This window comes from Nitrosomonas communis, from assembly GCF_001007935.1.
Lineage (GTDB): Bacteria > Pseudomonadota > Gammaproteobacteria > Burkholderiales > Nitrosomonadaceae > Nitrosomonas > Nitrosomonas communis.
Map to the genome: position 1 here is coordinate 2,173,565 of NZ_CP011451.1, position 12,622 is coordinate 2,186,186.

Annotated in this window: 12 protein-coding genes and 2 pseudogenes; 5 read left to right on the plus strand and 9 right to left on the minus strand. The window is 45.6% G+C overall.

All coding sequences use genetic code 11. The features are described from left to right. Window position 1: 1 nt before the first annotated feature. From AAW31_RS09850 to nadC, 5 genes are all read right to left on the minus strand, one after another. Window positions 2–1,339 (minus strand): ABC transporter ATP-binding protein, encoded by a 1,338-nt coding sequence (locus tag AAW31_RS09850; RefSeq protein WP_082110402.1) that lies wholly within the window; start codon window positions 1,337–1,339, stop codon window positions 2–4. Further along, window positions 1,329–2,156 carry an ABC transporter permease gene (locus AAW31_RS09855; protein ID WP_046850120.1) on the minus strand — a complete coding sequence of 276 codons (828 nt, stop codon included), beginning with the start codon at window positions 2,154–2,156 and terminating at the stop codon, window positions 1,329–1,331. Before AAW31_RS09855 ends, AAW31_RS09850 begins: the two co-directional genes overlap by 11 nt. 184 nt (window positions 2,157–2,340) lie before the next feature. Further along, window positions 2,341–3,528: a class I SAM-dependent rRNA methyltransferase gene (locus AAW31_RS09860; protein ID WP_046850121.1), complete on the minus strand. Its 1,188-nt coding sequence runs from the start codon at window positions 3,526–3,528 to the stop codon at window positions 2,341–2,343. A 40-nt stretch (window positions 3,529–3,568) separates the two neighbouring features. Beyond that, window positions 3,569–5,656, minus strand: coding sequence for an NAD(+) synthase (locus AAW31_RS09865; RefSeq protein WP_187426903.1), 2,088 nt, complete (start codon window positions 5,654–5,656; stop codon window positions 3,569–3,571). Window positions 5,657–5,672: 16 nt separating this feature from the next. Beyond that, window positions 5,673–6,524: a carboxylating nicotinate-nucleotide diphosphorylase gene (gene nadC / locus AAW31_RS09870; protein WP_046850122.1), complete on the minus strand. Its 852-nt coding sequence runs from the start codon at window positions 6,522–6,524 to the stop codon at window positions 5,673–5,675. A 606-nt stretch (window positions 6,525–7,130) separates the two neighbouring features. On the opposite strand from nadC, the gene AAW31_RS09875 reads away from it, so the two are divergent. The 4 genes from AAW31_RS09875 (at window position 7,131) to AAW31_RS09890 (ending at window position 9,826) form a co-directional block, all read left to right on the plus strand. Continuing rightward, window positions 7,131–7,340 (plus strand): hypothetical protein, encoded by a 210-nt coding sequence (locus AAW31_RS09875; protein ID WP_046850123.1) that lies wholly within the window; start codon window positions 7,131–7,133, stop codon window positions 7,338–7,340. A 336-nt stretch (window positions 7,341–7,676) separates the two neighbouring features. After that, window positions 7,677–8,924 (plus strand): hypothetical protein, encoded by a 1,248-nt coding sequence (locus tag AAW31_RS09880; protein ID WP_052752170.1) that lies wholly within the window; start codon window positions 7,677–7,679, stop codon window positions 8,922–8,924. 176 nt (window positions 8,925–9,100) lie between these two features. Continuing rightward, window positions 9,101–9,274 carry a hypothetical protein gene (locus AAW31_RS23595; protein WP_158441467.1) on the plus strand — a complete coding sequence of 58 codons (174 nt, stop codon included), beginning with the start codon at window positions 9,101–9,103 and terminating at the stop codon, window positions 9,272–9,274. 78 nt (window positions 9,275–9,352) lie between these two features. Next, the gene (locus AAW31_RS09890) at window positions 9,353–9,826 is read left to right on the plus strand and encodes a PAS domain-containing protein (protein ID WP_082110403.1); all 474 of its coding nucleotides are present in this window, start codon (window positions 9,353–9,355) and stop codon (window positions 9,824–9,826) included. 29 nt (window positions 9,827–9,855) lie between these two features. Here AAW31_RS09890 and AAW31_RS09895 read toward each other — a convergent pair. The 4 genes and pseudogenes from AAW31_RS09895 to AAW31_RS09910 all read right to left on the minus strand — a co-directional run. Continuing rightward, window positions 9,856–10,342 (minus strand): annotated as a pseudogene (locus AAW31_RS09895) (IS5 family transposase); the annotation flags it as partial. A gap of 21 nt (window positions 10,343–10,363) precedes the next feature. Continuing rightward, on the minus strand, window positions 10,364–10,897 hold the full coding sequence (locus AAW31_RS09900; RefSeq protein WP_309567619.1) for an IS630 family transposase: 534 nt from the start codon (window positions 10,895–10,897) through the stop codon (window positions 10,364–10,366). Continuing rightward, window positions 10,830–11,189 carry an IS630 transposase-related protein gene (locus AAW31_RS09905; RefSeq protein WP_046850125.1) on the minus strand — a complete coding sequence of 120 codons (360 nt, stop codon included), beginning with the start codon at window positions 11,187–11,189 and terminating at the stop codon, window positions 10,830–10,832. Before AAW31_RS09905 ends, AAW31_RS09900 begins: the two co-directional genes overlap by 68 nt. Window positions 11,190–11,222: 33 nt before the next feature. After that, window positions 11,223–11,492, minus strand: a pseudogene (locus tag AAW31_RS09910) (transposase); the annotation flags it as partial. A gap of 779 nt (window positions 11,493–12,271) precedes the next feature. Between AAW31_RS09910 and AAW31_RS09915 the strand changes: the two are divergent. Then, entirely contained in the window at window positions 12,272–12,622 is a 351-nt protein-coding gene (locus AAW31_RS09915; RefSeq protein ID WP_144412907.1) for a hypothetical protein, read from the plus strand.

The following is a 12,622-nucleotide window of genomic DNA, read 5'->3' on the forward strand; positions in this document are numbered from 1 at the left end:
CCTACAATATTGACTGCTCTGGGAAGGGGCGTTCCGAAGTCTCGGTGATCGCGCTCACAGCTGGTTGTGTTCTCGACCCATTAGCAGGGCTAATTATCTCTCGGCTCCAAGTGTGCGGGATGTCGACAATGCCCACGGCTCTAAAGTCGTCATTCACCGAAAAATGGCAGACGGGGACAGCTTCAGCCAGGATGCTCATACCCCGACCATCGTTTACCGCTACCCGCCACTTATATTTGCCCGAAACAAGCGGTAACGAAGGAAAATATATGCTGACACGAGCCTCACTTTCAGGTGAAAACTCGGCTAGGCCTTGCATTCCGGTGGTCATGCCAAAAACATAAGTGTCGTCTTCACGATACAAATTTACCACGAACGAAATGGTGTCGGAATAGGTACCGTGTATTTCGTAATCGAACTCGATACAAACGGGGTCACAGCTGTTAATCTCGGTGGCATGCCGAACATTACCAGTAATCAAAGTAGGATTTTTGATCACGACAGCGAAACCAGCGTTTCCGCCAATATTCGAACGAGAGGAAGTGAAATCTGATGATTCGGCCTTGGCTTTTGAACCCGCAGCGGAGCAATAGGCAATATATTCATCCATGACTTTTTCGGAAGACTCAAACATACACTGCCTTCCTTCCTGCAACAACAGAGCTCTTCGACAAATTGATCGAATCTGATAGGCATCATGGGAAACCAGCAGAATGGAAACGCCATCATCCATCATTTGATAAAGTTTCTTGATGCACTTCTGTTGGAAGGGCACATCACCCACCGCTAATATTTCGTCTACAATCAACACATCCGGTTCGGCGTGAATCGCTGCAGAAAACGCCAGACGCGCATACATTCCGCTTGAGTAGATCTTGACCGGTTGATCTATAAATTCACCGATATCAGCAAAAGCAGCAATATCTTCGTATTTCTTATCAATCTGATCTGAACCAAATCCCTGCAGGGCAACGCTCAAATAGACATTATCTTTTCCACTGAATTCCGGATTAAATCCAGAGCCGAGTTCTAGAAGGGCACTTATTCGCCCAAAAGTTTCCACTGTCCCTGTGGTTGGTGTTAATGTTCCTGCAATAATCTGCAATAAGGTAGATTTCCCCGAACCATTCCGGCCCAGGATGCCCATGCTCTCGCCTTTTTTGATTTCGAATGAGACATCTCTCAGTGCCCAGAACTCCTTGAAGTACTGTTGTCCTGCTTCACCAACAAAGCGGTGAAGTCGAGGAAAGATAAACTGTTTCAACCGATCACGCGGGGTTGTATAGATGTGATAGCACTTGCTTAGGTTCTCAACCTTGATGGCAATCTCAGAGGACATCTGCGAATCCTTTGCGTGTTTTCTGGAACCAGGCAAATCCAAACCAAGCAATGATTGCAGCAAGTAACATGTACATTGCCCAAGCACCCCAATCTAATCCTTTACCCCAAATCATCACGTCCCGGGCTTGTTCAACGGTGAATGTTAACGGGCTGATTTGCATAAATAAATGGTATTCTTCAGGCAAAGCAGCGATGGGGTAAAAAATGGGCGATAAAAACATGAGCGCAGTCATCATTACCCCAATAATTTGACTGACATCACGCAGATAGACGCCTAGTGAAGCCAGGAACCAACTCAATCCCAGAGTCATTAAAAAGAAAGGGATCAACAGGACAGGTAGCAGTACAATAGTTGCTTGGGGAATCCCGAAAAAAATCAAGTAAAACGCCAACCAGACAAATAAGCTGATCAACAGGTGAAAAGCAGCAGAACCCATGGCTACAAAAGGGAGTATTTCGAGTGGAAAGACGACTTTTTTAACATAGTTAACATTCCCCAGAATCAGATTGGGTGCTCGATTTAAGCACTCTGCAAATAAATTAAAAAGCATAAGCCCCGCAAATAGCACCAAGGCAAATTCTGTTTTGGATTCAGTACCACCCACCCAGCGGGCCTTGAAAACCACACTGAAAACAAATGTATAAACAGTCAGCATGAGGACGGGATTGAAGAATGACCATAATAACCCCATGATAGATCCGCGATAACGACCAATTACTTCACGTTTAATCAGATTATAAATCAGGCCCCGGTTGGTCTTAAGCGTGTTAAGTAATACAAAGGGAGAAATCGATCGGGCTGCGTGCGGATTCAATTTTCAAACTCCAGCTTATGAATAGATTGGGTGAGCTTGCAAGGCAACAAGAAGCTTCCGGAAGGTAATTTGATTAAATGGTTTGATGGCATAGAAGACTGGAATAAATATCTTAATATGTTACCTAATCCTGACAATAATTGCAGGCACGCTCATGTGTCAGTAATGGCAGTCATGGTCAGCTTTAATCGGATACTTTCAAGAGAAGCCCCTTGAGGTAGGCGCCTTCTGGAAAACTAAGCAAGATGGGATGATCTGGCGCTGCCATCTGCTGTGCAATAATATGTGCGCTGATCCCTGCGTCCAAAGCAGCGCCAGCGATGATTTTCTGAAACAGATCACTACTGATTCCACTGGAGCAGGAATAAGTGGCTACTATGCCGCCAGGTCTGAGTAATTTAAAAGCGAGTAGATTGATATCCTTGTATCCACGCGCTGCTTTCGCCGCAAACGAAGCCGTCGGCGCAAATTTAGGGGGATCAAGAATGATCAGATCAAACTTTCGATTCTGATCACGCAATTTACGCAGCATTTGAAATACATCGGCACATTGCCATTCCTGGAAATCCGTTGCCAGTCCGTTCAGAGCAAAATTGCGCTGTGCGAGTTTCAATGCCTCTTCTGATGAATCTACTGACAGGACTGACTTGGCGCCTGCTCGTTTGGCGTAGACAGAAAATCCACCGCTGTAGCAGAAACAGTTGAGTATATCTTTATCTTTTGCCAAGATGCCGATTTTGGCGCGATTATCGCGCTGATCCAGATAGAACCCTGTTTTCTGTCCAGTCATGACATCCACAGCAAAATACAGACCATTTTCTTCAATAATCAGATCATGGGGCAATTCACCCCACAGCACACCAGTATGTTTGGTCAAGCCTTCTAATTCGCGTACATCGGTATCGGAGCGTTCGTAAATACAGTCGGGATTACATAAACCTTTTAATATATCCAGGATCACTTCCCGCCAGCGTTCTGCCCCGACACTGCCAATCTGCATAACCAGTATGCGACCGTATTGATCGATTACTAAGCCAGGCAAGCCGTCGGATTCACCGTGCACCAGACGGCAACCTGTACTAAACTGAGACAAACCCAGCTCTTTGCGAAACTCTAATGCGTGCGTCAATTTCCGGTAAAAGAAGGCTTCATCAATACGCTCATCTTGCTGCCACGACCAAACGCGAGCAGCAATCGGTGCTTTCGAATGGAAGGCTGCATGGGCAAGGAAAATCTTCTGGTTCGTGTATATTGAGACAGTGTCGCCATCGCTCGGATGACCTTCTACCCGGCTGATTGCACCCGAATAGACCCATGGGTGCCGGCGCAACAGGGATTTTTCTTTCCCTGCCTTGAGGATGATTTTCTTCATAACGCTTTCGGTAGTGAGCTCTCAGCAATCAAATGGTTGCTTACTTGAATAAATTGTTTTCTGGCGCAGCGTCGGGAATTTGTGCAATGTTATCCAGCCATAGGGTTGCTTCACTATCGCTGGGTGCTCGATAATCTCCACGCGGTGAAAGTGACCCACCTGAACCCACCTTGGGGGCATTAGGGATGCAACTGCGTTTGAATTGGCTGATCTGGAAAAAGCGGTAGGCGAAAACATGTAACCATTGTTTGATTTCACCAATGTTATATTGGTTGCGCCTGTATTCGGGTATACCAGGCCAGCGGCCTTGTGTACGGTCACGCCAGCTACAATAGGCGAGAAAAGCAATTTTGCTCGGCAGGTAACCAAAGCGGGTGGTGTAATATAAGTTGAAATCCTGTAGTTCATAAGGACCAATGATGGCTTCCGTGCGTTGAGCAGGCTGATTACTCTCTGTTTTTCCTGGAACGAGTTCAGGGCTGATTTCTGTGTCCAGTATGGCACGCAGGACGAGGCTGACTTTATGACCAAGTTGATCAGTTTCAGCAATCCAGCGAATCAGAAATTGAATCAGCGTTTTGGGGACGCTCGCGTTAATGGCATAGTGTGACATGTGGTCACCGACGCCATAAGTACACCAACCCAAAGCCAATTCACTCAGATCTCCCGTGCCAAGCACTAAGCCATGGTGATAATTTGCCAGACGAAAAAGGTGATTGGTACGTTCACCCGCCTGTACATTCTCAAAGGTGACATCATAGACCGGTTCACCATGAATGAAGGGATGGTCGAGATCCCGCAGCATTTGCTCACAACTTGGCCGGATATCGATTTGATGCGCAGTGCAGCCAAGCACCTGCATGAGGGCTGTGGCATTGGCCAAGGTATGCTCGCTGGTAGCAAAGCCGGGCATGGTATAGGCCAGAATATTGGTGCGTGGAAAGTGCATTACATCCATCGCGCGCGCTGCCACGATAAGCGCATGCGTGGAATCCAGCCCTCCTGAGACGCCAATCACGATCTTCTGGATACCTGTGTGTTTCAGCCGTTTGACTAAACCCTGCACCTGGATATGGTAAGCTTCAAAACAACGGCTATCGCGTGTAGCAGGATCGGCAGGAACATAAGGAAAGCGATCATACTGGCGCTGGCAAAGTAGCCGGGCGGTAGTGGGTAGGGTGATCACAAAGGGAATTTCCCGGAATTGTCGAATTTCTTCTCGATAATACTGCACGCTCTGACCAAAGCTGTTTTGCCGCATGCGCTCCTGAACCAGGTGATCCAGATCCACGTCTGCAAAAATTAATTGTGAGCCGTCATGAAACCGGCTGGATTCAGCCAGAAGAGCCCCATTTTCATAAACCATGGCATGACCGTCCCAAGCGAGATCGGTCGTCGATTCGCCGGTACCGGCTGCGGTATAAAGGTAGGCTGCAAGGCAGTGCGCTGACTGATTGGCTACCAGGCTATGGCGATATTCCTGTTTGCCAATCGTGACATTCGAGGCCGAAAGATTGAGCAGCAGGGTGGCACCGGCCAACGCGGCATGAGATGAAGGGGGGACTGGCACCCACAGATCCTCGCAGATTTCGGTAAAGAAACGGAAATGAGGTTGATTTTTGGCCAGAAACACCAGCTTCTCGCCAAAGGGGATAGCGCTTTGGCCACATAGCGTAATGATGTCGCAGCCAGCGGCGGTGGCAGGCGCAAATTGCCGCAGTTCATAGAATTCCCGATAATTGGGAAGGAAAGTCTTGGGAACGACACCCAGAATGCGGCCGCGATACACAATCGCGGCACAGTTGAAAAGCAGATGATTCACTTGCACAGGTAAGCCGACTACTGTGATCAGTTCTAGTTGCTCTGAAGCTTCTAGCACCCTGCTGAGTGCCTCCAGCGCGCCTGCCAGCAAGGTCTGCTGATGGAATAAGTCTTCACATGAGTAAGCAGTCAGCCCTAACTCTGGAAAGAGAGCGAGGATGGCATGTTGCTCAACCGCCTGTGTCATAAGCGCAATGGTGGCAGAAGCATTAAATACTGGATCGGCCACGCGCACATCAGGTACACCGACAGCGACACGGACAAAACCGTGCCGATATAAATTAAAAAATTCCGGATTGATTGGCATAATTATTTGGAATAAACTAGGCAGTCGGTAGAAAACGCATCGATAAATCCAATGCCTTGATATCTTTAGTCAGACTGCCGATAGAAATTCTGTCTACTCCTGTTTCCGCTACTGTACGCACATTCATCAGCGTGATATTGCCCGAGGCTTCCAGAATAGCGCGTTTACCTGTGAGTTGTTGATTCAATGCAACCGCATGGCGCAATCTTTCAGGATCAAAATTATCCAGCAGGATCATAGGAGCGCCTGCATGGAGTGCTTGTTGCAACTCATCCAGCGTTTCCACCTCAATTTGGATAAGTACGTTACGGGGTGTAATTTCCTTGGCTTTGCGTAAAGACAGCTCAATTCCTCCGGTAGCCAGAATGTGATTTTCCTTGATGAGAATCCCATCGTACAATCCGAAACGATGATTAATACCACCGCCGCATTTCACTGCATATTTTTGGGCAAGTCTTAATCCGGGCAAAGTTTTGCGTGTATCGACAATCACTGCATCTGTGCCTGAAATGGCATCGACATAGCGCCGCGTCTGGGTGGCCACCGCAGAAAGCATTTGCAGGAAATTCAATGCGGTGCGTTCTGCCGTTAACAGAGCTCTGGCATTTCCTGTGATTTCACATAGTTTTTGATCTGCCTGAACCCTCTCGCCTTCCTGCGCCAACCAGCTAATTCTGATCGTGGGAGACAGCTGCCGGAAACATTCTTCAAACCAGGCAACCCCGCACAATACTGCCTGCTCCCTACTGATCACGCTTGCAGCCAGAGTTTTATCGGTAGGGACCAGTAATGCCGTCAGATCACCTGCGCCAATATCTTCTGCTAGTGCCAAACTCACCTGCTTCTTGATTTCTTCATGCCCGATCATGGAATACTCAATCTTCACATATCACTCTATTCGTCATTATCTTATTGTATAGCAATTGGCTGCCTGTTGATTTGGTCTTGGTTCATCCGCTTCGAATTTTTCATTTATTCAACACCTAATCAGATGAAATCTAAAGGTTCATTTCATTTCCAAATAAAACATGACACGAAGGCGAGCCGCCGACAGTATCAATCATACGGCAAGGTGCAGCCGGCAAAATCAGTTTTGATTTGGAAATGGAATCAGATGTTTTCAATCCAGCAAAGAAAGATCACAACGATGGAGCCAATCACTTGGTAATTTTTTAAAGCAGTTTCTCTTCTTTTTTGGCTGAAATGGAAAAAAAAGAATATTTCAGTACATCTGGAATAACTTTTAATAGATTGGGCTGGTCATAATTTTTATTGGAAATTACAGATTTATCAAAAGCTTATTCGTCCATTATAGCCTTTATGACCTGGAATATAAGGGTTATCCCTTACGTGTTTGCACGTATTTAATTCTCTTCTATTTTTCGATCAAATATTACTTCTAGTGTAGTGATGTATTACTACGATCATCTTGTTAATTATTTGTAATTGTTTTTGCTTAAACGAAGGAGACAACATGAGACCAGCTAAGCCATTTGACCAGGATGTCAGGAAAAATAAAGCAGTGATAGGCAGTAGCGCGAGAAGCGGTAGCGCTAGAGCCAAATATAGAGACGAAGATCCTTTTTCCCGTTCTGCTGGTTCAGCTTATCACAAAGCGCAAGTGAGGGGACTCCACCCAAAACATAAATTACATGATTGGTATGCGGTAGAAGAGGAAAATTAGCGAGTATTCAGCAGCTTAAGCCGTATTTACTACGGCAATCGTTTGCTTGAATCCCGGATGCGTCCTGGCAAAACGAGAGGAGCGCGAAATGGATCCCTAGTCTTTAGCAAAAATAATTTTTGATGGCTTATTGCTGAAGTGACAGTATGCCTATTTATTATGAATTCTACTCCGATAAAAAAATGAGCCTATTTTTACTGTAAGTCGTGTCCATAAAAAAAATAGATGATTTTTTTCTGTATCGCTGTTTCGGCGCATTACAAAGCTCGAGAAAGAGAACTTCATCCAAGGCATAAACAGGATTATTGGTTAACTTGCAGAAGAGGAAAAATAATAATGAAAATCACCCCAGCTTCAATGACATTTACCCTATTCATGACCTGCGTTATCTTTGGATTTTCTCCGGCTAGTTGGGCGGATAAGGCGGATAGAGAAAAAACGAACGTCTCTGACAGTACAGAACAAAAGCAGAGCGAAGGACAAGAGATTTTTCGTTTTGATACCTTTGGCAATGAGCAATTATGGACCGACGTGTTACGGCTGCACGAGGCTATTGCGACAGTCGACCCTGCCACTGCGTTAGCGGTCGGCCTCAAGGTGGATGTCGATGCCTTACCGAAAGAGCTTGTCGCTGCGCTTCAGGCTGGTCAAGTTGATCTCAAAAAGCCAGAGGTGACAGTTGAGCTGTTACGCCTGAATGCAGTCGTCGGGGTAAAAGGCAGCGTCGATGAACTGGGCCGTCTCGCTACCATTGGCGTGACCTGTGCGCTGTGCCATTCATCCGTCGATGACTCGCTCGCGCCGGGCATCGGCAAGCGGCTCGATGGGTGGGCTAACATTGACTTGAATGTCGGCGCGATCATCGCGCTGTCGCCGGTACTGGACGATGCGACTAAAGCGGAATTCAATACCTGGGGGCCGGGTAAATACGATCCGGTCCGCCATTATTTTGATGGTGCCAACATCATTCCGCTCAATAGCCCCTCGCAGCCGGTCGTCATTCCCTCGATCTACGGATTGAAGGGCGTCGGTTTTGAGACGTACACTGCAGATGGGCCTATCTCCTATTGGAACAGCTATGTAGGCATAGGGCAAATGGGAGGTAAAGGAACCTTCACCGATCCACGCACCGGCCTCACGATTGAGCAGACTCCGGATCTGGTTACACCGAAGCTTCCTGCCCTGTACGAGTATCAATTGATTCTGAAGACGCCAAAGGCTGAAGCAGGGAGCTTTGACCGAGCTGCGGCTCAGCGAGGCAAGCATCTGTTCCGCAACAAAGCTACCTGCGATACCTGCCATCAGCCCCCGCACTTCACTGACGTGGTACGTAGTCCAAATCAGCAAGAACCATTCCTGCATGACCCAGCCGAAGTGGGGGCAGACCCAACCTACGCTAATAAATCAGCCACAAAGAAATACCGAACCACGCCATTGCGAGGGCTGCAAAAGCATCCGCCTTATTTTCATGATGGCAGCGCAGCAGACCTGCTTGCGGTGGTCAATCATTATGACAAGCACTTCGGGCTGAGTTTGACGGAGGAAGAGAAGGCAGATCTGGTTGAATATCTTAAGTCCATCTGATAGTGCATCTGGTTAGAGTCGTGATTTTTGAATGCTGATCGGTTCACTATAAGCTGCCGTCATCGCTAGGAAGGCTAGGATCAGTTGACGTTTTAAGATAAGTATTTCATAAATAGAAACAAACTCGTAATATTGGGGTACCATACCACCAGCAAAACGAGTTTGCGATGCCCCGAATGGTGCTCAATGATGAGTACTGGTCGAAGCTGGAGAAGATTCTGCTTCAAGAATCAATTGATAATAAGCGCAATCTGCGCATGACGGTAAAAGGCATACCTGTAACTGTATCGAATGCGGGTTGGCTGCCCTGGTGCGACCTACTCCAGGCGTTCGGCTGCTGGATCTTATAATTTTATATTGTTTATTTTTCTGATTTTGATTGATGCACGATATTTTTAAAAAAACAATGGGAACCACATCACTATGTAATGAATGGATTTGTAAAAATGATTACACATTACCCTTTTCCTGATGACGTACTAGAATTTCAAGAATTAATAGATTTATTGCCTTTAGCTATTTTTATAAAAGATGCCGAGAGTAAAATATTGGCAATGAACAAAGCTTGTGAATTGCAGTGGGGTATAAATTTTAAAAATGTACAAGGAACAGACGGCTGCCAATTCTTTCCACCAGAGCAAATGAAGCAATTTCTAGGGAGAGATAAACAAGTATTTAGAAATTTTCATCAAATTGAGTTTGAAGGAATAATTTGCAATTATTCTCTTGGACAAAATCGGTTTGTTCGCACCTCTAAGAAACCTTTGTATAACAAATGGGGGAAACCGGTATGTTTGATTGGCATATCCATGGACATCACTGAACGCAGAGAGGCGGAGCAAAGTATTATGGAGATGACAACATTGTCTATGAAACTACTGCATACTATTGCACGACTGTAGCTGGAATCTTGCTAGGGTCTGCTGACATTTCACATAGGTAGCCACAGATATCCACACGCTATGGCTACCATACTCTCGTAATTTCGCTTCAGTTTGTCGTATCGCGTTGCTATTGCCCGATACTGTTTTAGCCTGGCAAAAGCATTCTCCACCAAATGCCGGTATTTATATAAACCCCAATCCATATCTGCATTACCCTTCAACGAGTTGCGCTTTCTCGGTATCACAGCCTGAGCTCCCTTCTTCGTTATCTGTTCCCGTAACCATTCGCTGTCATAGCCCTTGTCCGCAACTATTGTTTTTGCGTCAGGCAACCTGGCAATCAAATCAGGTGCGGCAGAGCAGTCATTGACTTCTCCACCGGTGATTTTAAACTCAACTGGCAAACCATAACCATCGACCGCTAAATGGATCTTTGTGGTATTGCCTGCACGGCTTTCGGCCTTCAGCCTGCGATTCTTGATTCGCTGCTCCCGCACTATGGCTTTGCGCTTTAATATAGCTGCCATCCATATAGCAGATCCCATATAAAATGATTTAAATTTCATAAGCGGCAAAGAGCTGCTCGATGGAACAACCTTCCTTTTTTCTGATGGCTTTGGCCTGAGCCCATTTGGGTTCAATGTCATTTAAGTCAGGGGAATAAGGCGGCAGGTATTCAAGTGTATGCCCGGCATTGGCAATGGCGGTTTGGATATCCTGCCGTTTATGAAAGGTTGCGTTGTCCATGACAATCACGCAAGCGGGCAGAAGTTTAGGCAAAAGGTCCTGTGTTATCCACGCATAGAAAATGTCAGCGGTGATATTGGCGATGAACAGACTTATGGTCAGCAGCGTCTTTCCGATGAGAGCGCCAATCACATTGGTTCGACCTCGTGCATGCCAGTCTTTTACGCCATGGACGCGCTCACCCACTGGCGCATAGCCATGCGTGCGTGGCATGTCGTGCGCAAAGCCGCTTTCATCAAGGTAGACGATAACGCGGCCTGCTCGCTCATAGTCTTCAATTTTTTGCTGGAAGATACGCCGCTCTTTTTCGCTGGCTTTGGGGTGACACAGGCTTTTTTTTATAAGTCACGCCCAGACGCTTTAAAGCATGGTTAATGCCTTGCTTGCTGACACCCAACCGTTTGGCGCGCTCGTACTGATACGCGTCCGGATAATTCTTGATGTCCTGCGCCAACATTTCCATGTTGATCTTGGTGGCAGGTTTGTTGCGGGTGGTCTTGGGATCGGGAGTTTTGATCCAACGCATCACGCTGGCGACCCCTACACCAAAACGCTTGGCCACTTGCGCGATTGAGAGGTTCTCCTTCTCACGAACGGATAATACTTTACGGCGAAATAATATCGGATAGGTCATCTGTAAATTATAATCAATTTATAGGGGACATGCTATAAATCTCCATTCCCAATCCGGATCAATAGCCAATGCTTTGAAAATATTGATCCATTTCCTGCTCAATGATCATGCATTGCATTTTTTATAGATGTAATTCCAGCAGCCGAACGCCTGAGGCAGGTCGCGCCACGGACAGCCAACCCGCATTCGATACAGTATGCCTTCTACTATCATGCGCAGATTGCGCTTATTATAAATTGATTCTTGAAGCAGAATCTTCTCCAGCTTCGACCAGTACTCATCATTGAGCATCATTCGGGGCATCGCAAACTCGTTTTGTTGGTGGTATGGGGACCCCAATATTACGAGTTTGTTTCTATCTATGAAATACTTATCTTAAAACGTCAACAGACCCTAAGCTAACTTCACATTTCTGTGCAATTTCCGGCTGGATGCCACCAATTTTTTTGCCTGGTCAATCTTCACTCGAAAAAAAACAGAAATGCCTCTAGCCTCGGGATTCTTATTGCTATTTTACGCAAAAAAGGTGTTCCTTTGATCATTCAAAATATCGGTTCTGGCTAAACAGTCAGCGCTACGTCTATTTCATTTAAATTCTTGAGACTAAATTTCACGCCTCGTGGAGTATTAAAAATTAATATAAAAACGATCGTCCTGAAAGAAAGGAAGCGATACCTTGTGGTATGCCGCAGGATAGTCGTTTTAAGATTTTTGCTATCTAACTCAATTTTTACTGAATTGAATTAAATAACACATAGTCATAAATATTATCTAAAGTAAATAATCTTTGTGGCGTTAATAATTTCGACAAATTGAAATAAAAAAAGATTGCATTATTTTTTGCTGCTTGTGGGATAGTCGGTTTGAATTGGTTTCTTACCGTCTATACGCTGTAATCCGAATTTTTTTATGAATAAAATGACTGAGATACAAGCGCATCTGTACAAATTGTTTAGTACCTAGCAATAGAAGAGCCGATTAAAAGTGAAGCAAGAAAAATTGTTAATGCAAAGGATATGAAGCTTTGCTCCTAATCCTAATACTTATTTGTGATGATGGTTTATAGCAGTGGAGATCGTGAAATGGCATTTGTGAATGAAAGAAAAGAAGATGGCACATGGCAGACCATAGATCGGGAGAAAAATCTCGTTCTGCAAGAAGTGAGAGGTGGCAGGCCACAGGAGCCGATAGAATTTAATCTTAATATTGCCGGAGAGAATATTTATTTTAATGCCTTTCGGAGAATGAAGCAGTTAGAAACCAAGAAATACGTGGTCGAGTGGCGTATTGTACAAATATTTTCCTCGCCCCTTCTGAAGCTAGACAGATCTCAATTGCATGCATTGATTGAAGAAGCTCTGGATGCTTATGGTTCCACATTTTCCAGAAAATATGTCGAAAGCTTGACAGTTATTTTTTCCCCTAATCTATAG